The sequence below is a fragment of the Brevundimonas sp. genome (genome assembly GCF_052436175.1).
GTDB lineage: Bacteria > Pseudomonadota > Alphaproteobacteria > Caulobacterales > Caulobacteraceae > Brevundimonas.
The window spans coordinates 1-20594 of the sequence record NZ_JBQVNM010000020.1 but is presented as its reverse complement, the minus strand read 5'-3'; the positions used below and the strand labels follow the sequence as shown (position 1 = coordinate 20594).

General features: G+C 69.2%; 21 protein-coding genes. 7 read left to right on the top strand and 14 right to left on the bottom strand.

What is annotated here, in order from left to right; all coding sequences use genetic code 11:
- Nucleotide 1 precedes the first annotated feature (1 nt).
- The 3 genes from gap to ACT6QK_RS06860 form a co-directional block, all read right to left on the bottom strand.
- Nucleotides 2-1009 carry a type I glyceraldehyde-3-phosphate dehydrogenase gene (gene gap, locus ACT6QK_RS06870; RefSeq protein ID WP_444597075.1) on the bottom strand — a complete coding sequence of 336 codons (1008 nt, stop codon included), beginning with the start codon at nt 1007-1009 and terminating at the stop codon, nt 2-4.
- A 129-nt stretch (nt 1010-1138) separates the two neighbouring features.
- Nucleotides 1139-2704 (bottom strand): ATP-binding protein, encoded by a 1566-nt coding sequence (locus tag ACT6QK_RS06865; RefSeq protein WP_444597074.1) that lies wholly within the window; start codon nt 2702-2704, stop codon nt 1139-1141.
- Nucleotides 2701-3411: a response regulator gene (locus tag ACT6QK_RS06860; protein WP_444597073.1), complete on the bottom strand. Its 711-nt coding sequence runs from the start codon at nt 3409-3411 to the stop codon at nt 2701-2703. Before ACT6QK_RS06860 ends, ACT6QK_RS06865 begins: the two co-directional genes overlap by 4 nt.
- Nucleotides 3412-3537: 126 nt before the next feature.
- Between ACT6QK_RS06860 and ACT6QK_RS06855 the strand changes: the two genes are divergently transcribed.
- Both ACT6QK_RS06855 and ACT6QK_RS06850 read left to right on the top strand, forming a co-directional pair.
- Complete coding sequence (locus ACT6QK_RS06855) at nt 3538-4182, top strand: EF-hand domain-containing protein (protein WP_444597072.1); 645 nt, start codon at nt 3538-3540, stop codon at nt 4180-4182.
- Between the two features lie 80 nt (nt 4183-4262).
- Entirely contained in the window at nt 4263-5549 is a 1287-nt protein-coding gene (locus ACT6QK_RS06850) for a S41 family peptidase (RefSeq protein ID WP_444597071.1), read from the top strand.
- A gap of 3 nt (nt 5550-5552) precedes the next feature.
- Here the strand turns inward: ACT6QK_RS06850 and purT are convergent, their stop codons facing one another.
- Together purT and tkt are read right to left on the bottom strand one after the other, a co-directional pair.
- Nucleotides 5553-6746, bottom strand: a complete 1194-nt coding sequence (gene purT / locus ACT6QK_RS06845) for a formate-dependent phosphoribosylglycinamide formyltransferase (protein ID WP_444597070.1) — start codon at nt 6744-6746, stop codon at nt 5553-5555.
- Between the two features lie 4 nt (nt 6747-6750).
- Nucleotides 6751-8742: a transketolase gene (gene tkt, locus ACT6QK_RS06840; protein ID WP_444597069.1), complete on the bottom strand. Its 1992-nt coding sequence runs from the start codon at nt 8740-8742 to the stop codon at nt 6751-6753.
- A gap of 94 nt (nt 8743-8836) precedes the next feature.
- On the opposite strand from tkt, the gene ACT6QK_RS06835 reads away from it, so the two are divergent.
- Both ACT6QK_RS06835 and ACT6QK_RS06830 read left to right on the top strand, forming a co-directional pair.
- Nucleotides 8837-9142 carry a hypothetical protein gene (locus tag ACT6QK_RS06835; RefSeq protein WP_444597068.1) on the top strand — a complete coding sequence of 102 codons (306 nt, stop codon included), beginning with the start codon at nt 8837-8839 and terminating at the stop codon, nt 9140-9142.
- Nucleotides 9142-9468 carry a cell division protein ZapA gene (locus ACT6QK_RS06830; protein WP_444597067.1) on the top strand — a complete coding sequence of 109 codons (327 nt, stop codon included), beginning with the start codon at nt 9142-9144 and terminating at the stop codon, nt 9466-9468. Before ACT6QK_RS06835 ends, ACT6QK_RS06830 begins: the two co-directional genes overlap by 1 nt.
- Before the next feature lie 138 nt (nt 9469-9606).
- On the opposite strand, the gene ACT6QK_RS06825 is transcribed toward ACT6QK_RS06830, so the two are convergent.
- Nucleotides 9607-10794, bottom strand: a complete 1188-nt coding sequence (locus ACT6QK_RS06825; RefSeq protein WP_444597066.1) for an acetyl-CoA C-acyltransferase — start codon at nt 10792-10794, stop codon at nt 9607-9609.
- A 71-nt stretch (nt 10795-10865) separates the two neighbouring features.
- Nucleotides 10866-11723 (bottom strand): acyl-CoA thioesterase, encoded by an 858-nt coding sequence (locus ACT6QK_RS06820; protein WP_444597065.1) that lies wholly within the window; start codon nt 11721-11723, stop codon nt 10866-10868.
- A gap of 177 nt (nt 11724-11900) precedes the next feature.
- Between ACT6QK_RS06820 and ACT6QK_RS06815 the strand changes: the two genes are divergently transcribed.
- Together ACT6QK_RS06815 and ACT6QK_RS06810 are read left to right on the top strand one after the other, a co-directional pair.
- Entirely contained in the window at nt 11901-12392 is a 492-nt protein-coding gene (locus ACT6QK_RS06815) for a winged helix-turn-helix transcriptional regulator (protein WP_444597064.1), read from the top strand.
- Nucleotides 12393-12394: 2 nt separating this feature from the next.
- The gene (locus tag ACT6QK_RS06810; RefSeq protein ID WP_444597063.1) at nt 12395-13147 is read left to right on the top strand and encodes a glutathione S-transferase family protein; all 753 of its coding nucleotides are present in this window, start codon (nt 12395-12397) and stop codon (nt 13145-13147) included.
- A 2-nt stretch (nt 13148-13149) separates the two neighbouring features.
- Here ACT6QK_RS06810 and ACT6QK_RS06805 read toward each other — a convergent pair whose 3' ends face one another.
- The 5 genes from ACT6QK_RS06805 to mnmA all read right to left on the bottom strand — a co-directional run bounded on the left by ACT6QK_RS06805 (nt 13150) and on the right by mnmA (nt 19212).
- Nucleotides 13150-13818, bottom strand: coding sequence for a hypothetical protein (locus tag ACT6QK_RS06805; RefSeq protein WP_444597062.1), 669 nt, complete (start codon nt 13816-13818; stop codon nt 13150-13152).
- 61 nt (nt 13819-13879) lie between these two features.
- The gene (locus ACT6QK_RS06800) at nt 13880-15247 is read right to left on the bottom strand and encodes a S41 family peptidase (RefSeq protein WP_444597061.1); all 1368 of its coding nucleotides are present in this window, start codon (nt 15245-15247) and stop codon (nt 13880-13882) included.
- A gap of 81 nt (nt 15248-15328) precedes the next feature.
- Nucleotides 15329-17284 carry a S9 family peptidase gene (locus ACT6QK_RS06795; protein ID WP_444597060.1) on the bottom strand — a complete coding sequence of 652 codons (1956 nt, stop codon included), beginning with the start codon at nt 17282-17284 and terminating at the stop codon, nt 15329-15331.
- A gap of 106 nt (nt 17285-17390) precedes the next feature.
- The gene (locus ACT6QK_RS06790) at nt 17391-18002 is read right to left on the bottom strand and encodes a hemerythrin domain-containing protein (RefSeq protein ID WP_444597059.1); all 612 of its coding nucleotides are present in this window, start codon (nt 18000-18002) and stop codon (nt 17391-17393) included.
- Entirely contained in the window at nt 17995-19212 is a 1218-nt protein-coding gene (mnmA, locus tag ACT6QK_RS06785; RefSeq protein WP_444597058.1) for a tRNA 2-thiouridine(34) synthase MnmA, read from the bottom strand. The genes ACT6QK_RS06790 and mnmA overlap by 8 nt, the downstream gene beginning before the upstream one ends.
- Before the next feature lie 131 nt (nt 19213-19343).
- On the opposite strand from mnmA, the gene ACT6QK_RS06780 reads away from it, so the two are divergent.
- Nucleotides 19344-19949, top strand: coding sequence for a hypothetical protein (locus ACT6QK_RS06780; protein WP_444597057.1), 606 nt, complete (start codon nt 19344-19346; stop codon nt 19947-19949).
- Nucleotides 19950-20014: 65 nt separating this feature from the next.
- On the opposite strand, the gene sciP is transcribed toward ACT6QK_RS06780, so the two are convergent.
- Entirely contained in the window at nt 20015-20299 is a 285-nt protein-coding gene (sciP, locus tag ACT6QK_RS06775; RefSeq protein ID WP_444597056.1) for a CtrA inhibitor SciP, read from the bottom strand.
- Between the two features lie 172 nt (nt 20300-20471).
- On the bottom strand, nt 20472-20594 hold a 123-nt coding region (locus tag ACT6QK_RS06770; protein WP_444597094.1), incomplete at its 5' end, for a flagellar basal body rod C-terminal domain-containing protein.

Here is a 20594-nt window from a genome sequence, read left to right as displayed (position 1 = left end):
CCTAGAGGAACTTCGCCATCACCAGCGCGGTGTCGGCCATCCGCGTCGCGAAGCCCCATTCGTTGTCGTACCAGGTCAGGACGCGGGCCAGCTTGCCGTCGACGACCTGGGTCTGGGGCAGGGCGGCGGTGGACGAGGCGGCCACGTGGTTCAGGTCGTGCGACACCAGCGGCTCGACGGTCGTGGCCAGCACGCCCTTCATCGGGCCGTCGGCGGCGGCCTGAAGCGCGGCGTTGATCTCCTCGACGGTGACTTCGCGGCCGGCGACGACCTTCAGATCGACGACCGACACGTTCGGGGTCGGGACGCGGATCGACGATCCGTCCAGCTTGCCCTTCAGTTCCGGCAGGACCAGGCCCAGGGCCTTGGCGGCGCCGGTCGAGGTCGGGATCATCGACAGGGCGGCGGCGCGGGCGCGGTACAGATCCTTGTGCATCGTATCCAGCGTCGGCTGATCGCCGGTGTAGGAGTGGATGGTGGTCATGTAGCCGCGCTCGATGCCGAACAGGTCGTGAAGGACCTTGGCGACCGGGGCCAGGGCGTTGGTGGTGCACGAGCCGTTGGACACGACGATGTCGTCGGCGGTCAGGGTCTCGTGGTTGACCTTGAACACGATGGTCTTGTCGGCGTTGTCGGCCGGGGCCGAGACCAGCACCCGCTTGGCGCCGGCCTTCAGGTGGGCCGAGGCCTTGTCCTTGGCGGTGAAGATGCCCGTACATTCGAAGGCGATGTCCACCTTCAGCTCGGCGTGCGGCAGGTTGGCCGGATCGCGCTCGGCCGTGACCTTGATCTTGCCCGTGCCGACGTCGATCCAGTCCTCGCCCGTCGTCACCGTGCCGGGGAAGCGGCCGTGGACCGAGTCGTAGCGGAACAGGTGGGCGTTGGTCTCCACCGGGCCCAGATCGTTGATCGCCACCACCTCGATGTCCGTGCGGCCATGCTCGACGATCGAGCGGAGGACAAGGCGGCCGATGCGGCCGAAGCCGTTGATGGCGACGCGGACGGTCATGGGCGGGATCTCCTGAAGCGGGCTGTTCTCGTTGCGCGCTTCAATGGAACCTCGCCGCCCGGGGATCAACCCCGTCGATGTCACATCGGATGAGGGACTGTGACGCTTGCCCGGAACCGGTGCGGCGCGTCAGCGGGCGAGCGGCAGGCTCAGCCGCGCGCTCAGCCCGCCCTCGGGCCGGTTCGACAGCACCAGATCGCCGCCGGACGCCCGCGCCGCCTGACGCGCGACGGCCAGGCCCAAACCCGCGCCGCCGGTCTCGCGGTTCCTCGACTGCTCGCCGCGCACGAAGGGCTCCAGCACGGCCTCCAGCTCGGCCTCGTCGAGCCCCGGCCCGTCGTCCTCGACCGTGACCGTCGCCAGCCCGTCGAGGATGCCGGTCGAGACACGGGCGGCCCCGCCGAATTTCACGGCATTGTCGATGAGGTTCGAGACTGCTCGCTTCAGCCCCGCCGGGTCGCCCACGACGTTCAGCCGCGCCCGCCCCTTGAAGGCGACGTCCACCCCCGTTTCGGCGAATCCGGCGGCGCAGGCCCGGGTCAGGGTGTTCAGGTCCAGGGACTCCAGCCGTTCGGGCGGGGTCTCGCCGCGCACATAGGCCATGGCCTGGGCGATCAGGGCGTCCATCTCCTCGATGTCGCCGGCCATCCGGTCGCGCAGGGCCTCCGGCGCTTGTTCGGCCCGGAACCGCAGCCGGGTCAGGGGGGTGCGCAGGTCGTGGGCGATGGCGGCGACGGTCTGGGTCCGCTTGCGGATATGACCCCGGATGGCGTCCTGCATCTCGTTGAAAGCGGCGATGGCGGTGCGCACCTCGGTCGGCCCGCGCGCGGGCAATGGCTCGGCGTCGGGGTCGGCGCCCAGCCGCTCGGCCGCCTCGGCGAAGGCCCGGATCGGTCGGGTGATCCTCTGCGCCAGGAACCAGACGACCGGCGCCAGCACCAGCATCGACACCAGCATGGAGAACAGGATCCGCATCTGCCAGGGCGCTATCACGTCGCGCGGCGGCTCGACCGTCGCCCAGCGGCCGTCCGGCAGTTTCAGGGAGGCGGAAAAGGGTTCGAACGTCACGCGGTCCGCCAGGACCGAGAACTGACGCGTCATGGTCTCGGTCGCTGTGGCGCCGGAGACGGTGGCGCCCGTCACGACGATGCGCCTGCCGCCCTCGATCGGTCCCCGACCTTCAATCTTCCAGTCCGGGGGGAGGGGCCCGTCGGCCCGGCGCTGGAACACGACCACATTGTCGCGACCATCCATCGATCCTCCGGGCGGACCGGGCATGGCCATCGGCGGGGGGCCGCGACGGCGGAACGGGCCGGGAGGCCCGCGTCGTTCGACCTTCAGCCGCACCGCCTCGGCCGGCACGCCGAGCTGGCTCGCCAGGGCGGCGCGCAGGGTCAGGGCCAGGGGATCACGGGCCTGCTCTTCCGGCACGGTGATCGGAGCGTCGCCGATGCGACGCGTCAGGGCGCGGCCATCGCCGGTCTCGGCAGGACGGCCGCTGAGGGCCTCGGCGGCGGCCTGTATCCTGAGCCCGGAGGGACGGGGCTCCGGCGCCAGCAGCAACACCACGAACGCGGCCGCCTGGGTCATCACCACGGCCAATGCCGCCAGTGCCGCGACCGAGGCCAGGACCGGCATGGACGACAGTCGCCCCAGGCCCTCGCGCCGGGCCGACCGAGGCTGGCCGGCGCTCATCGCCGCGTCACCTTCACGTCGAACATATAGCCCTCGCCACGCACCGTCTGGATCATCTCGAGGCCCGAGCCGTCATCCAGCTTCTTGCGCAGTCGGCTGATCTGGACGTCCATGGCCCGGTCATAGACATCGGCGTCCGCGCCCTTGGCGGCTTCCAGCAGCTGGTCGCGGGTCAGAATTCGCCCGGCCCGTTCGGCCAGGGCGCGCAACAGGCTGAACTCACCGCCCGACAGCCCGACCTGCCCGCCGTCCGGCCGGGTCAGTTCACGCCGCACCAGATCCAGCCGCCAGCCCGCGAACGTCAGGGCCGGCGCGGCGTCTCCGGGCGCCTCCTCGCGCGGTCGGCGCAACACCGCCCGCACGCGGGCCAGCAGTTCGCGCGGATTGCACGGCTTGGCCAGATAGTCGTCGGCGCCCAGCTCCAGCCCGACGATCCGGTCGGTGTCCTCGCCCATGGCGCTGAGCATGACGATGGGCGGCCCGGCGCGCCCCAGCCGGCGCACGACCGACAGGCCGTCCTCGCCCGGCATCATCAGATCCAGCACGATCAGGTCGATGTTCGAGGCCTGCAGCGCCCGGTCCATCTCGGCCGCCGAGGCCGCGCCCGTCGCTTCATAGCCATGCTGGCCGAGATAGTCGCACAGCACTTCGCGGATGCCGGGGTCGTCGTCGACAACGAGGATGCGGGCGGTGATGTCCAGGGTCATGGCCGCCCTATGCCGCAACAGAACGTCCGCATCATTTCAATCCTGAAACATTGGTCGGGTCGGCTGAAACACGCATGAAAGCCGGCCGTGGGAAAGCTCGGGCCATCATAATTCGGAGGGAAGTCCATGCTCATCGCTCTCAGCCTCGCCGCAGCCCTGTCCGGCCAGGACGCGCCGCCCGCCCTGCCACGGGTGGAGCGCGACGTTCGCCTCGTGCGAGCCGATGGCGCGCAAGCCGGCGGTCCGGCCCGCCTCGACAAGGACGGGGACGGCTTCATCACGCGTGAAGAAGGCTTCATCACGCGTGAAGAATATGTCGGTCCTTCAGATGAGGCCTTCCGCGTGCTGGACCGCAACAACGACGGTCGCATCTCGACCGACGAACTGGCCGAGGGCCGCAGCACCGCTCGCCTGATCCTGGGCGGCGGCGGACCGGGCGGTTCCGGGCCCGGCGGCGGCCTGGATCGCACGATCTTCATCGGCGGCCCGGACGGACCCGGCGGGCCCGAGGGCGCCACCCGCTTCCTGATCCGGCGCGGCGAGGGGGAAGGCGGCCCTCCCGCCATCTTCCGCATGGGCGACGACGACGGTCCGGGCGATCTCGACAAGGACAAGGACGGCAAGGTGTCGGAAGACGAGTTCCTCGCGCCCATGCGAGACGCCTTCCGCAGGATGGACAAGGACGGCTCGGGCGCGCTCGAGACCGGCGAGCACGGCCCGGGGTCGGACGTCCGCGTCTTTACCCGGCGGATAGAACGTCCCGCCGCCTGATCGCGGCCAGACCGACGGACTTCGCCGCGCGCCGCGTTCCGTGACTGGAGCGCGGCGCGCGTTCGTCTAGTGTGGGTTTCATGTCCGTTCCCGGTCGTTATCGCTCAGGTCTTTTGACGCCCCGCCGCCTCGCCGTGGCCGTCGCCGCCGGGATTCTGGCGACGCTCGCCCCGGTCTCGGGCGCCCTGGCCGAGGCGCCGACGGCGGCCGTCTCCGCTCCTGCCGCGCCGACCCCCGAACGGCGCGTTATGAACCAGCGCGTGTTCGACCGTGTCTGGGACGAGGTGCGGCGCGGCTATTACGATCCGAAACTGCACGGCGTGGACTGGGCGGCGGCCCGGACCGACTATCGGCCCCAGGCCCTGGCGGCGACCAACGACGCCGATCTCTACCGCGTGCTGGACCGGATGCTCGGGCTTCTGGACGACAGCCACGCCCGGGCCATGTCGCCCGCCGTGACGCGACGACAGGACGCCCTGCGCCGCCGTCGTCCGGTCCTGGGGGTGACGCTGAGTCCGGATCGCGAGGGGGCCTGGCGGATCGAACGGGTGCGCGAAGGCTCTCCGGCCGATGTCGCGGGCGTCCAGATCGGCTGGCGGCTGGCGGCCGGCGCGCGCGGCTGGTCGCCGGATCTTGAACTGGTCGAGGGACAGCCCCTCAGCCTGGACTTCACGGATGAGGTCGGAGCCGTTCGCGCCGTCGAACTGACGCCCCGGATCATGGACCCCTTGCCGCCGTTCGTGGCCGACGCTTCACGACCCGGCGTCCTGGTGCTGCGCGTCGAGGGGTTCGAGCCGGGTCTCGGCGACTGGATGGGCGCCCGGCTGGCCGAGGTCTCGCCGGAGACGGAGGTCGTCGTCGATCTAAGGTCGAACCCCGGCGGGCTGTTGCGGGAGGCCGACGCGGTCCTGTCCTGCTTCCTGCCCGATCGGTCGATGTGGGCCGTGCGCACCATGCGGTCAGGCCGGGCGGTCAATATGCGGATCCGGCGCGGCTGTGGCGATCTGGAGGCGCCGGCGCCCAACAGTCTGGCCGTGCTGATCGACGGCGCCAGCCGCAGCGCCGCTGAACTGACCCCCGCCGCGCTGCAGGAGTTCGGCCGCGCCGTGGTGGTGGGGGCCAAGACGCCGGGCGCGGTCCTGATCTCCCAGAACACCACCCTGCCCGACGGCGGCCGGCTGTCGCTGAGCCGGGCCGACTTCGTCACGGCGCGCGGCGTGCGGCTGGAGAAGCGTGGGGTGACCCCGGACATCGTGGCGGAGATCACGCCCGAGGATCGGCGCATCGGCCGCGACACGGCCCTGGAGGCCGCCATCGCCGCCCTGCGTACAGAGCGATCCGAAGCCGGGCCGGCTCCGAGCCTCTGAGGCTCAGCCGCGAACGACCCGGACCTTGCCCGCCGCTTCGCGCGCCCGTTCGCGGGCGTCCTCGACCGTCGCGCCCCGCGCCGTGGCCACCCCCATGCGGCGTCGCTCGAAGGCTTCGGGCTTGCCGAACAGACGCAGGTCGGCGGTCGGCACGGACAGGGCCTGGGCCACGCCCTCGAAAGCGACTCCTGCCGCCTCCATGCCGCCATAGATCACCGCGCTGGCGCCGACATCGCGCTGGCTGACGTCCACAGGCAGACCCAGGATGGCGCGGGCGTGCAGGGCGAACTCGCTCTGGGTCTGGGTGGCCAGGGTCACCAGGCCGGTGTCGTGAGGGCGGGGAGACACCTCCGAGAACCAGACCCGGTCGCCCTTCACGAACAGTTCGACGCCGAAGACGCCGAGCCCGCCCAAGGCCTCGGTCACCTTGCCGGCGATGTCCTGCGAGGCGGCGAGGGCGGCCGGGCTCATCGTCTGCGGCTGCCAGCTCTCGACATAGTCGCCCTTGACCTGACGGTGGCCGATGGGTGCGCAGAAATCCGTGACGACCTGGCCGTTTTGAAGGGAACGCACGGTCAGCAGGGTGATCTCGAAATCGAAGTCGATGCGGCCCTCGACGATGACCCGCGCCGTCTCGACCCGCCCGCCCGACTGGGCATAGCCCCAGGCGTCGGCGATCTCGTCCGGGTTCTCCACGAACGACTGGCCCTTGCCCGAAGACGACATCACCGGCTTGACGAAGCAGGGATAGCCGACGGCCTCGGCCCCCGCCGCCAGGTCCTCGGCCGAGCCGGCGAAGGCGAACGGGCTGGTCGGCAGGCCCAGCTCCTCGGCCGCCAGACGCCGGATGCCCTCGCGGTTCATGGTCAACTGGACCGCCCGGGCGGTGGGGATGACGGTCGCCAGACCTGCCGCCTCGATGTCGGCCAGAACCTCGGTGGCGATGGCCTCGATCTCGGGCACGATGATGTGCGGCGCCTCGGCCAGGATGACGCCGTTCAGCACCTGGGGGTCGGTCATCGGGATGACGTGGCTGCGGTGCGCCACCTGCATGGCCGGGGCGTTGGGATAGCGGTCCACGGCGATCACCTCGGCGCCCAGCCGCTGCAGCTCGATCGCCACTTCCTTGCCGAGCTCGCCGGAGCCCAGCAGCATGACGCGGACGGCGGTGTCGGAAAGCGGGGTGCCGAGTTTCATGGCTTTAGAGCCGCGCCTTCACCGCCGCGACGATGGCGTCGGAGGTGATGCCGAACTTCTCGTACAAGACCTCCGCCGGAGCCGAAGCGCCGAAGCCGGTCATGCCGACGAAGGCGCCGTCCTCGCCGATGAACCGCTCCCAGCCCTGTTTGATCGCGGCTTCGCAGGCGACGCGCACGGTGCCGCGGCCGATGACCGAGGCCTGGTAGGCCGCGTCCTGTTGTTCGAACAGCTCGAACGAGGGGACGGAGACGACGCGGGTGGGCACGCCTTCGGCCTCCAGCGTCTCGGCGGCCTTCAGCGCCAGGGCAAGCTCCGTGCCGGTCCCGAACAGGGTGGCCCTGGCCTCAGAAGAAGCCGCCTTGATTTCATAGGCGCCCCTGGCCGTCAGGTTCTCGCTGGATACCGCTGTCCGCACCGCCGGCGTCTTCTGGCGCGACAGGCACAGGGCCGAGGGCGTGGTCTTTGACGACAGGGCGATCTGCCAGGCCTCCATGGCCTCGATGGTGTCGGCCGGGCGGAAGACGTTCAGGTTGGGAATGGCGCGGAGCGCCGCCAGATGCTCGACCGGCTGGTGGGTCGGGCCGTCCTCGCCCAGACCGATGGAATCGTGGGTCAGGACGTGAATGGCGCGCACCCCCATCAGGGCGCCCAGACGGATCGCCGGACGGCTGTAGTCCGAGAAGACCATGAAGGTGCCGCCGTAGGGGATGACCCCGCCGTGCAGGGCCAGGCCGTTCATCGCCGCCGCCATGCCGAACTCGCGGATGCCGTAGTTGACGTAGCGGCCTTCATAGGTCGGGGCGTCGAGGATCGGCGTGCCGGCCACGAAGGTGTTGTTCGATCCGGTCAGGTCGGCCGAGCCCCCGACCAGTTCGGGGATGGCGCCGAACAGCTGGTCCAGGGCCGCGCCCGAAGACTGGCGTGTGGCCTGGGCGGGCTGGGTCTCGACCAGTTCGGCGATCTTGGCGTTCAGGGCGTCGAAGGCGCCTTCGGGCAGGTCGCCCTTGATGGCGCGGGTGAAGTCGGCCGCCTGTTTCGAGGCGTTCAGGCGCGCTTCCCAGGCCTTGCGGGCCTTGGCCCCGCGACGGCCGACCTTGCGCCAGGCCGACAGGATGTTTTCCGGCATCTCGAACGGGTCGTGATCCCAGGCGAGACCCAGCCGAGTGGCGGCGATCTCGGCCGCGCCCAGGGCCGCGCCGTGGGTCTTGTGGCTGCCGGCCATGGTGGCCGCGCCGCGCCCGATCTGGGTCTTGCAGGCGATCAGGGTGGGTTTGTCCTGCTTGATCGCCCACTGCAGGGCCGACTTGATCGCCTTCATGTCATGGCCGTCCACGGCCTTCACCGCCCAGCCGGCGGCCTTGAACCGGCCCTTCTGGTCGGTCGCGTCCGACAGGGACACCTTTCCGTCGATGGTGATCTCGTTGTCGTCCCACAGGACCGTCAGCTTCGACAGCTTCAGCCGCCCGGCCAAGGCGATGGCCTCCTGCGACACCCCCTCCATCAGACAGCCGTCCCCGGCCACGACCCAGGTCCGGTGGTCCACCAGGTCGTCGCCGTATTTGGCCGCCAGATGGGCCTCGGCCATGGCGAAGCCGACCGACGTGGCCAGACCCTGACCCAGGGGGCCGGTGGTGACCTCCACGCCGGGCATGTGGCCGTATTCGGGGTGACCCGCGGTCTTCGATCCCCACTGACGGAAGTTGGACAGTTCTTCCTTGGTCGCGGCCTTGTAGCCCGTCAGGTGCAGCAGGGCGTAGATCAGCATCGACCCGTGGCCGGCCGACAGGATGAAGCGGTCGCGGTCGGCCCAGTCGGGGCGACTCGCGTCGAACTTCAGGAATTTGGAAAACAGCACCGTCGCCACGTCGGCCATGCCCATGGGCATGCCGGGGTGGCCCGACTTGGCCTTCTCGACGCCGTCCATGGCCAGGACGCGGATCGCATCGGCCATCTGCTTGGGCGTGGCTTTGGCGAGGGCTTTGGCGTCGGACATGGGGTGGCCTTTCGGCGGAAGTCGGTGAATTGGGGGCGGCGCCGCTTTACCCCGGGGCGCAGTCAGGTTCTATATGAAATCTGGAGGATGATTGATGGCGGACGCCACCACCGCCGCCCGCGCCCGCATCGACCGGGCGCTGGCGGCTCTTGAGCGCAAGGTGAACGAACTCAAGGCGCGACCGGCGACGGCGCGCCCGATCGAGGACGACGACCTGTTCGCCATCCCGTCCGTGGACGGGGCGACCGACCGCGGGCTTCAGGCCCGCATCGCCCAGCTGGAGGCCGCCGGTCAGGACGCGTCCGACGCCCTCGGCCGCGCCATCGACGAGTTGCGCGCCGCCATGCTCCGGGACGAAGACCCGGAGATCGACGACGACGAAGAAGACGAGGACGACTGATGGCCACCGTCACCGTGGACGTGAACGGCCGTCCCTATTCCGTGGGCTGCGCCGACGGGCAGGAAGAGCGGGTCCGCATCCTGGCCAAGGAATTCGACGCCCATGTGCGCTCGGTCGCCGAGGACGTGGGTCAGGTCGGCGACCTGAAACTGTTCCTGATGGCGTCCCTGTTGCTGGCCGATCAGCTGCACGAGGCCCGCATGGCCGCCCAGAACGGCGAGCCCGTCCCAGCCCCGCCGGCCCTGCACCCCGCTTCGCCCGACGGCGTGGCCGAGGCGCTGAACGCCGTTGCGGCGCGCATCGAGAAGATCGTTCAGGGGATCTGATCTCTCACACCCCTCCGTCACCCTCGGGCTTGACCCGAGGGCCGGACGGTCCGCCGCTGGTGCGATGAAGGCGACGCACAGCCCGCATAACACCCGATCCTCGGGTCAAGCCCGAGGATGACGGCACCATTTTGGGGCTCAGGCCAGCTCCACCGCCAGGGCCACGGCCTCGCCGCCGCCGATGCACAGGCTGGCCACGCCCTTCTTGCCGCCCCGCGCCCGAAGCGCGCCCAGCAGGGTGGCCAGCACCCGCGCGCCCGAGGCGCCGATGGGATGACCCAGGGCCGTCGCGCCGCCGTTCACGGTCCGCTTCGCATGGTCGATGCCGAGGTCATGCATCGCGATCCTCGGCACCACGGCGAAGGCCTCGTTGACCTCCCACAGGTCGACGTCCTCGACCGACCAGCCGGCCTTCTTCAGCGCCTTCTGGATGGCGGGCACCGGGGCGGTGGTGAACAGGCCGGGCTCATGGGCGTGGGCGGCGTGGCTGACGATGCGGGCGATGACCGGCAGGTGCAGAGCCCGCGCCACGCTCTCGCGCGTCAGGACCAGGGCTGCGGCGCCGTCGCTGATCGAGGCGGAGGAGGCGGCGGTGATCGTCCCCTCCTTGTCGAAGGCGGGCTTCAGGCCCGGGATCTTCTCCGGCATGGCCTTGCCGGGCTGTTCATCGACCGAGACGGTCTCGACGCCCTTGCGGGTCTTGACCTCCACGGGCGTGATCTCGGCGGCGAAGGCGCCCGAGGCGATGGCCGCATTGGCCCGGGTCAGGCTCTCGACCGCATAGGCGTCCTGGGCCTCGCGCGTGAACTGATAGGACCGGGCCGCGTCCTCGGCGAAGGCGCCCATGGGCTTGCCGGGCGAATAGGCGTCCTCCAGCCCGTCCATCATCATCGAGTCCACGATCACGTCGTGGCCGATGCGGGCGCCGCTGCGGTGCTTGTTCATCAGATAGGGAGCGCCGGTCATGGACTCCATGCCGCCCGCGACGATGACGTCCGCCGATCCGGCCGACAGGGCGTCCGACGCCATCATCACCGCCTGCAGGCCCGATCCGCACATCTTGTTGACGGTGGTCGCCTCCACATGAAGACCGAGGCCCGCGCCCAGGGCCGCCTGACGCGCCGGCGCCTGGCCGAGGCCGGCAGGCAGGACGCAGCCCATATAGATCTGGTCGACCTTCTCCGGCGCAACGCCCGCCCGCTCGACGGCGGCTTTCACAGCGGCCGCGCCGAGGTCGGTGGCCTTCACGCCGCCCAGCGCGCCCTGGAAGCCGCCCATGGGCGTGCGGGCGAAGGCGACGATGACGATGGGATCGTGGGCGGTCATGGGCGGAACTCCTTGATACTCGGCAGGTCAGATCGGCCTTCGCGGCCAGTGATGCAAGCGGGCCGTCAGGGTCAGCCCTGTCCGGCGGCGCGGGTGGGAGACGCCTTCCGGCGCTGGCGGCCGATGGCCAGGGGCGTCCCGTCGGCGCCCCATACGGTCAGGTCGTCCACGGTCCAGCCCTTGCCGAGGTCCAGCATCTTGAACTCGAAGAAGGCCCAGCCGTCGGGCGCCGTCTCCGGCGTCGGATCGTTCAGGATGTCGTAGCGCAGGTCCACCGTCGCCATCCGCAACGGGCTGGAGGCCGCTACCCAGGCCGGTGGATAGAGGGCGTCCATCAGGTAGCAGAGGCGAAGTTCGTCCAGCGACGCGCCGTCCTTCGTTCGCATCCACAGCCGCTCGATCGCCTCGGGGCCGGGCTTGCCCCGGAGCAGGCTCGGGCCGGTCTCGAAGCGATAGTCGACGTGCTGGGAAAAGCGCGGCGCCAGCGGTCCCGACAGCGTCCGGCGCGGGTCCAGACTGTCCAGCGGCGGCGGCGGAACGATCAGAGCCGGGATCGACACGCCGCTGTCTTCGTCGGCGCCCCAGGTCGCCTGGGCGTGATGGGTCAGTCGCTCGCCCTGCCGCACCTCCAGCGCCGTATAGGCGATGGTCCGACCGCCGCGCAGCAGGCGGGGCTCGAACCGCACCGACGCCTCATAGGTCGCGGCCGCCAGATACTGGACCGACAGGCTGCGCAGAGGGGCGCTCAGGCTCAGCCCGTCGCGCATGGCCCTGGCCGACAGGGCCGCAAGCAGGCCGCCGAACGGAAACCCCTTCTCCGGTGGAGCGCTGATCTGGCCGTTCGAGAAGTCGCCGGTCAGCACCGCCGTCAGGACCCCATCCGCATCGGCCGTCAGGGTCAGGGCGTCTTCGAGGGTCTGGAGCGTCATCCGGTTCCGATACCGTCACAAGAAGGCGGGCGGAAGCCCGGCCTCCGCCCGCAAGTCGAGGAATGCAGGCGCAGGAACGGCCGGGAGCCCTTCGTGCGTTGCCAAACAAGACTGACCTAGAGCGTTCCGTTTGGCAACCCACTTGCAAAAAGACTGACGCGAGGTCACTTTCCCTGCATGGGCCGCACCGCAGACTATTCAAAACAAAGCTGTTCGATCGCCGCGACGCTGGAGGTCATCGGCGATCCGTGGACCCTCCTGGTCATCCGGGACGCCTTCAACGGCACGACCCGGTTCGAACAGTGGCAGGACCAGCTGGGCGTGGCCCGCAACGTCCTGGCCTCGCGGCTGAAGAGCCTGGTCCAGCATGGGGTGCTGGAGCCGCGCCTCTATTCCGAGCGTCCGCCGCGCAACGAATACGTCCTGACCCGCAAGGGGCGTGACCTTTCGGACGTCCTCATCACCCTGCACGGCTGGGGTTCCAAACACCTGTATCAGGACATCGACCCGGGCATCAGCTTCAAGCACGCGACCTGCGGCGCCGAACTCTCGCCCCGTCTGGCCTGCTCCTGCTGCGGCGAGATCGTCAATCGGCGTGACATCATCACCCACCGCATCGCCGACTGCCCCACGGTCGGCGAGGTCATGCCCAAGGATGAGGCGGCCTGAGCTTGACCGGCCCCATCACCGTCATCGGCAATCCGGTCTCGCCCTATGTCCGCAAGGTGCTGGCGGTCTGCAGGATGAAGGGGGTCGAGGTCCGGATCGACCCGATCACGCCGTTCCGGGGCGACGACGCCTTCGCCGCCCTCAGCCCTCTGCGCCGCATTCCGGTCTGGATCGAGGGCGACCTGACGCTCTGCGACTCCAGCATCATCGTCCAGTATCTGGAGGAGACGCGGCCCGCGCCGTCGCTTTGGCCGGACGATCCGGTCCAGCGCGCCCGCGCCCGCTGGATCGAGGAGTTCGCCGACACCCGCCTGTTCGACGTCCTGGGCTGGAAGCTGTTCTTCCAGATGGTGGTCAAGCCCCGCACCCTGAAGGAACCGCCCGAACGCGCCCTGATCGAAAAGGCGCGCGATGAGGAAGCGCCGGAACTGTTCGACTATCTGGAAAGCCAGATCCCGGCCGAGGGATTCCTGTTCGGCGAGGTCTCGATCGCCGACTTCAGCCTGGCGCCCGCCTTCCTGAACGCCCAGGTCGTCGGGGTGGAGCCCTCCGCCGACCGCTGGCCGCGCCTCGTCGCCTGGCTGGCGCGGATGGAGGCCGAAACGGTGCTTGGGCCTCTGAACGACCTGTCGCGCGCCTTCATGACCACGCCCTTCGCCCGGCATCGTGAGCTTCTGGGCGAACACGGCTGGGCCGCGACCGAGGTCAGCCACGACGCCGGTTTCGCCCGGCGGGGGCCGATGTCGCCGGTCTGAGGTCAGGATCGCGAAGGGGGGGTCGCCTCGTCGGACGTGTCGACCCCCATTCCGCCGCCGCCGCCCATTCCCATACCCATTCCGCCGCCACCGCTGCCGCCGCCACCGCCTCCGGCTTTGCCGCGATCGCCGCCCCTGCCGCCCGCGCCGGACGGGCGGGTCGGGCCCTGATGAGGAATGGCGATGTCCGCCGGCACGGGATCGAGGTCCAGAGCCGCGCGAATGAAGTCTCGCAGGGAGACGACCAGTTCATGGACATGGACCGGCCGGCCCCCCACCAGATCCCGCGCCGCCCGCTCGGCCAGACGGACCTGCTCTTCCGTGCCCAGAAGCACGATGTCCGCCAGGGCCGCCTCGACGGCGTCCCGGATGCGGCGCGGCCGGTCGGACGGTTCGCTCGCCCCGACCGCCTCGGGATCCGTCCCGGCGCGGATGTCGCGCAGGTGGCGCGGATCGACGGTCAGGTCGCCGGTGAAGGAGCCGCCAAGCACCTTGTAGGCCGCGATCAGGGTCTTCAGCCGCTCGTTGATTTGGCGGTTCATCCGCTCGCGGCGCTGCTGGATGGTGAACATCATCACCAGCCGTATGCCCATGCCGATCAGGGTGACCAGGGCCAGACCGATCAAGGTCGTCATCAGGCTCTGCCAGGAACTGAAGTCTATGCCGCGCATCGGTCGTCTCCCGCGAGAAGGGCTTGTGAGCCGACGATGGCGGAGACCGGGTCATTGGATCTCATACGCCTTCGTCCCGGGCCAGTTGGTCGATGACCCGGGCGTAACCTCCGCCGAGGTCGCTTTCCGGAAAGACCGCCATCTCGCGGGTCGGGAGTATTCCACGGGCTTCGTACAGTGCGCCCTGGGCGTCCAGCACCCGCTGATAGGCCATGGTCGCCATGAAGCCGTTGGGGAAGGGCTTGGGCAGCATGGACGACAGGATGCCTCGCGTCCGCCCTCCCATATGGGCGACATGGGGAAAGGCCCGCATCATCACAACGAAACACTCCGCCGCGCTGGCGGTGATCTCGCTGGTGACGAGGGTCACGGGTCGGGGATAGGCCGTCGCGCCTGGCTGAAGGTCGATGGTCTGGTCCGGCATGTTGCGGGTCGCATAGGTCAGAACGCGACGGGGCCGGTCCGCGAAATGCCGCGCGACCACCATGGCCGCCGCATCGTTGCCTCCGCCGTTGTGGACGACGTCGACGATGACATGTCGTGTCGTGAGGAAATCCGCCTCGGCCTGGGCCAGCGTCCGGGTCAGCGCCTCCACCTGCTCCTGCCGCGACGAGGCTCCGTCGAGAAAGCCGGAGAACCGGTTGATGCGGAGGTAACCGGAACGGCCGATCCGGCCCCATTCCAGGGCGGCATTGGCGCCCGACCGGTAGCTGCCCGGGTCAAGAAGGGCGAGGGTGGAGGATCGCGAATCCCGGCTCCAGCGCGATACGAAATCCTGTTCTGCGCCTTCCGAGCCCGCCGCCCGCCAGGACTGCCCCAACCTGTCGCGAAGGGCCGACTTCCCGGCGTTGAACTGAAGGGTTCCGCTGGACAGATTGACGTGGCCGTCGCCCAGCGGCGCCAGCATCTGGCTGAGGCGGTCAAACACCGCACGGTCATCGGCAAGGTCGGACGATGAGGCTCCCCGGGCTGCGTCCCAATCGACGCCGCGTTCGGGGAAGAAGGCGTAGTGCCGGTCGAAGCTGCGACAGATCAGGTCGAACACCTCGGCCGGAGACCGCCTGTCGTCCTGGGCGAGAACCGTGGGCGGCGGCATGGCGTCGGTTCTCTTCAACAGAGCCGGGGCCTGAAGAAGGAATGGCGTCGCGCGATAGTCGTAGGCCTGAAGCCTCAGGATATCGCCCTCGTGCGCGAACAGCCGAAACTCGGGTGTCAGGCCCGGGTCGCGGAACCAGACGTCGTCCAGTCGATGGAAGACCTCCGCCCCCGCCGACGATATCTGGACGACATGGCCGGTGGCCGTGTTCTCCCAGCAACCGTGCAGGTCTCGCCCGATCTGGTCGATCGGGCGCCACACAGGTCCTTTTCCCGGATCGACAACGAGAACGGCGGCGGAGGCGGACGCCAGAACGTCGCGGCGAGTGAGCAAGTCGAACCCTCCAGTCGCCACACGCGCCGCGGCGCCGGCCGTCATCCCCTCTATGGCGGAGGACGACGGCGCGGCAAGGCCCTACTTCCGCACGTGTTCGTCGAGGAACTTCAGATAGGCGTCCTGGGCGGTGATGCGGTTGTCGCGGCGGGTGAAGCCGTGGCCCTCGTTGGGGAAGAGGACGTATTCGACCGGCACGTTGTTGGCCCGGACGGCGGCGACCAGTTCGTCGCTCTCGACCTGCAGCACGCGGGGGTCGTTGGCGCCCTGGACCACCAGCAGGGGCCGGCGGATGTTTCCGGCATGGAACAGGGGCGAGATGCGGCGGTGGCGCTCGGCGTCGGTCGCCGGATCGCCCATCTCGTCGAACAGGGCGATGCGCTGGGCGCCCCACCAGGCGGGGATGGATTCCAGCGTCCGCACCCAGTTGGTCACGCCGAAGATGTTGACCCCGGCCTCGAAGGCCTCGGGGTGGAAGGCCAGGGCGGCGGCGGTGATGTAGCCGCCATAGGATCCGCCCATCACCGCCACCTGGTCGTCGGCGACCCAGTCCTGTTCGCGCAGCCACTGGCCCCCGGCGACGATGTCGCGCAGGTCCGCCTCGCCGTGCTTCTTGTCGTCCATGTGGAAGAAGGTCTTGCCGTATCCGGATGAGCCCCGGTTGTTGGCGCCCAGCACCGCATAGCCGTGGTTCACCAGATGCTGGACCATGGCGGAATAGCCGCGCCGCGTCTGGCCGCCGGGGCCGCCGTGGACCAAGACGATGGCCGGGGCCGGGTTGGCGGCCGAGGCGTCCCTGGGCTTGTAGAGCACTGCCGGGATCATCACGCCGCCCTCGCCCGGGTAACGGACGATGGTCGCCTCGACCAGATTGGCCTCGTCGATGGCCGGGTTCAGGGCGTGGGTCAGGCGGGTGGCCCGGCCGGTCGCGAGGTCGGCGACGAAGATGTCGGATGGGGAGGTGTCTGAGGCGACGGTGAAGGCCATCCGGCTGTCGTCTTCGGTGAACCGCACCGCCCCGATGTCGCCGTCCGGCAGACCGCTCAGGGTGACCGGCTGGTTGGTGGTCGTGTCCAGCAGGGTCAGCTCGGTCTTGGCGTCGGCGTTCAAACCCGAGACCCGATACCGTCCCGACGGCGAATAAAAGACGAAGCTGACATCCCAGTCGGCCTGGATCAGGGGGGTGTTCTGGCCGGTGGCGAGGTCGTGGCGGATCGCCTGCTGGAACTCGCCGTTCTCATCCGTGCCGATCAGGACGGCCTTCGAATCCGGGGTGAAGTCATAGGCGGTATAGGCGACGTTCCCCTCATGCGGCGTCAGCAGCTTCGGCTCGCCGCCCGCCTGCATCAAATCGACCAGATAAAGATCGTTGTTCGCGCTGGTCAGGGCCTTGTCCAGCACCAGCCAGCGGCCGTCCGGCGACAGGGCGGCGGGCGAGAAGCCGCCGGTGTTCTCGAAGGCGACGCGCTTCTCATAGGTCGCCGCGTCATAGGCGATCACGTCGAAGGCCGAGGCGTCGCGGGCGTTGGACGTCACATAGAAGGTCTTGCCGTCCTGGCTCCAGCCGAAGAAGTCGGCTTTTTCCTTCTCGCCGGGCGTCAGGTCCGTGACCTTGCCGTCCTCGGCGCGGACGAACAGATGGGTCAGCTCGTCGCCGCCGCCGTCCTGGCTGAACAGGATGCGGGCGTCGTCGGGGAAGTAGCTGACGCCGCGCGCGGCGCTGGTCGTCGAGGTCGTCAGCTGGACGGGCTCGCCGCCCGCCACCGGCTGGGCATAGGTGTTGATCACCCCGGTCTTGTCAGAACTGATCAGCACGAACCGGCCGTCTGGCGAGAAGGTGTTCGGTCCCCCGTTCGCCAGGCTGTAGCTGGTGGTGTCGAAGAACTGGGCCGCCGTATAGGTCGGCGTCGCCGCCTGGGTGCTCGCCATCGGGGCGCCGGCGCTTGCAGGCTCGGCCGCGAAGGTCGGGTGCGGCAGGGCCACGGCGGAAAGCGTCGCCAGAAGGGCGAAGGCGGATACGAGGTTGGCGGATTTCATCGGTGGCCCCATGGCGATTGATCTGACCGTTAGAGGCGGCAACAGACCACGGTGGATGCAGTCTGTCGTGCATTTAATGGAACCGCGTCATGCGGCCGCGCAAGGCTCAGCCGATCTCGTCGCCCCCGATCTCGTGAGCACGCGTGGCGATCAGGGGAATGACGATCTCCTCCTCATCGTGGAGGTGGCGCAGAACGCGCGGGCCCATCATCTCGATCACGTCGGCCAGGGCGCTGGCGCGGTCTGTGGCGGTGGGCGCGCCGCCCTGCAGGTCCTGGTGAAAGGCGACGGCCGCCTTGAACAGCCGGTCGAGATCCTCGTGGACGACGTCATGGTCGCGATCCAGCAGATCCACTCCGTGGGCGATGCGGGGATCCACCCGGCGGAAGGTCGGGAAGTACTGACTGCTTTCGATCCGGTGGTGCATGTCCAGGTGCTGGAGGAAGTCCTGCACCGTGGGGATCAGGCGGCCATGCAGGCCGCGCAGGTCGGAATGGCCCGCCCGCCAGTGATCGGCGATGGCGACCATATGGGCGTGATGCCGGCGGAAGTTGTCGTGTACGCCCAGCCAGAAGCGCGCCATCTCCGCCAGGGTCGGTTCGCCCCAACGTTCTTTCGGATAGTCGGCCAGAAGCACCCGCATGTCGTCGGGCAGGCCCGTGCGCGTGTGCAGGTGAAGCCGATCGCCTGACGCGGCCGCCAAAGGGACGTCAGGCAACCGCCGTTGTCCCCGTGATGAAGCCGCCGCCCAACAGACGGTCGGGATCGGCAGGGTCATAGAGGGCGCAGGCCTGACCCGGCGCCACGCCTTCCTCGCCCGTTTTGAAGGCCACCCCCACGACACCGTCCTCGAAGGTCAGCCGGGCCGGGGAGGGCGGACGGGTCGAGCGCACACGCGCCAGCACCGGCGCACCCGCACGGGCCGCGTCCTCGATGGTCGGCTGATCGCCCAGCCAGTTGGTCTCGCCCAGGGTCAGGGACGCGGTCAGCAGGGCTTCGCGCGGGCCGACGACGACGCGGCGCGTTTCGGGCTCCAGCTTGGTCACAAACAGGGGCTCGCCCACGGCGACGTTCAACCCCCGGCGCTGGCCGATGGTGTAGCCGGTGATGCCGCCGTGATCGCCCAGAACCCGGCCGTCAGTGTGGTCGATCTGGCCGGGCTCGGCGCCCTCGGGCCTCAGCCGGTTGATCAGGGTCCGGTAATCGCCGGACGGCACGAAACAGATGTCCTGGCTGTCCGGCTTGGCGGCGATGTTCAGGCCCAGTTCGGCCGCCACGCCACGCACCTGGGGCTTTTCCAGATCGGCCAGGGGAAAGCGCAGATAGTCGAGCTGCTCGGGCGTGGTGGCGAACAGGAAGTAGGACTGGTCGCGCGAGGGGTCGATGGCCTTCCTCATCTGGGCCTTGCCGGTCGGGCCGATCGCCCGGCGGACATAGTGGCCGGTCGCCATGGCCTCGGCGCCCAGGTCGCGGGCCACGTCCAGCAGGTCGCGGAACTTCACCGTCTGGTTGCAGCGGATGCAGGGCACGGGCGTCCGGCCGCGCAGATAATCGTCGGCGAACTGGTCGATCACCGCGTCGCGGAACCGGCTTTCGTAGTCGAGCACATAATGGGGGATGCCCAGGCTGTCCGCCGCCAGCCGGGCGTCGTGGATGTCCTGGCCAGCGCAGCAGGCGCCCTTCTTCTTCAGCGCCGCCCCGTGGTCGTAGAGCTGCAGCGTCACCCCGACGACGTCATAGCCGGCCTTGGCCAGCAGGGCGGCGACGACGGTTGAGTCCACCCCGCCCGACATGGCCGCGACCACGCGCGACCCGACCGGCAGACCGACCGCCAGACGCGCGCTCTCGATCGCCGCATCCATGTCGGCCGGAGACGACATGGGGGCGATGTCCGGGATCGGGCAGGCGACGGGCTCAATCAGGCTCATGGCCGCAATCTAGGCGTTCGGACGGGCGATTTCGAGGCCCCCACGCCGCATGGACAAATCCACCGGCCTCGGCGAGAGATTTGCAGCCGCGACCGCCGGATGTCGCTTCGCGTTTCATGGTGGGAATCCTGTTGTCGAACAGGCCGTTTGTATCGCTGCTGATCCTGGCCTTCGCCGTACTCCCGCCCTTCGCCGGGTCATCGGCGCGTGCCGCCGCCCAAGGTCCCGCCCGGACGTCCCCGCCCGCCGCCGCCCCCCTGCCCAAACCGATCTGCGGACTGGAAGGCGAGATCGGCGAGGGGCGTGGCCGCATCATCGCGCGGGGCCCCCAAGGCTATCGCGGCGAAATGACCATCCCCCTGGCCCGGAACCCGGTCGTGGTGCTGAAGGTCTCGTCTGATTTCGCGCCGCACAGGCCGGCGGTCGATCGCATCACGCTGGAGATCGGAGCGACGGACGACGCGACCGTCCCTCGCCGACTCAGCGGCGACTTCGGCTCCAGCAGAGGTCGTGCTGTCTCCGTGGTTCGCACCACGCCGCCCACGGCCCAGGACGCGGCCTGGTTCGACGCCCTGATGTCGGGCGCGACTCTGACCGCCACCGAAGGCGAGGCTTCGACCGCCGTGACCTACCCGGCCCGTCGGTTCGAGGACGACTACAACTACCTGCTGGATCTATTGCAACTGGTCGCGGGATGGGAGGTCGCTGACCTCTGCATCAACCGGCCCGCGACCTGACTCTCGACCAAACAAAAACGGCCCCGTCTTGCGACGGGGCCGTTCGATGTCTTCGACCACAGGCCTTAGGAGCGGTAGCTCTGGATGCGCGTGGTGCGCAGGCCCTGCATGCCCCATTTGTCGATCGCCTTCTGCCAGGCGATGAACTCCTCGGCCGTCAGACGGTACTTCTCGAGGGCGTCCTCGAGGGTCAACAGTCCGCCGCGCACGGCCGCCACGACCTCCGCCTTGCGGCGAATGACCCAGCGGTCGGTATTGGGGGGCGGAAGGTCCCGCAGGGTCAGCGGGGTGCCAGTGGGTCCGACCACGTATTGTTCGCCTTTGCTGTTCAGGCGCCGCTCTTGCAACATGGCTTTAAACCTCGTCCCCACCAAAACTTGTAGGGTGACAATACGCAGCCGCGCCTAAGGGCCGTTTAAGCGTCGTGGTGAAGGAGAAGATAAACCTCTCCGCGCCCGGACAGCTTTGGCTAACGATGTTGAAGCGACGATTCATTATGCTTAACGACTACCTACCGGCCGATCAGCGTTTGATATTGATGAGTTCCTGCAGCATCTCGTCCGCAGTGGTGATGATCTTCGACGAGGCGGAATAGGCCCGCGGGGTGGTGATCAGGCCGGTGAACTCGGCCGAGAGGTCCACCGT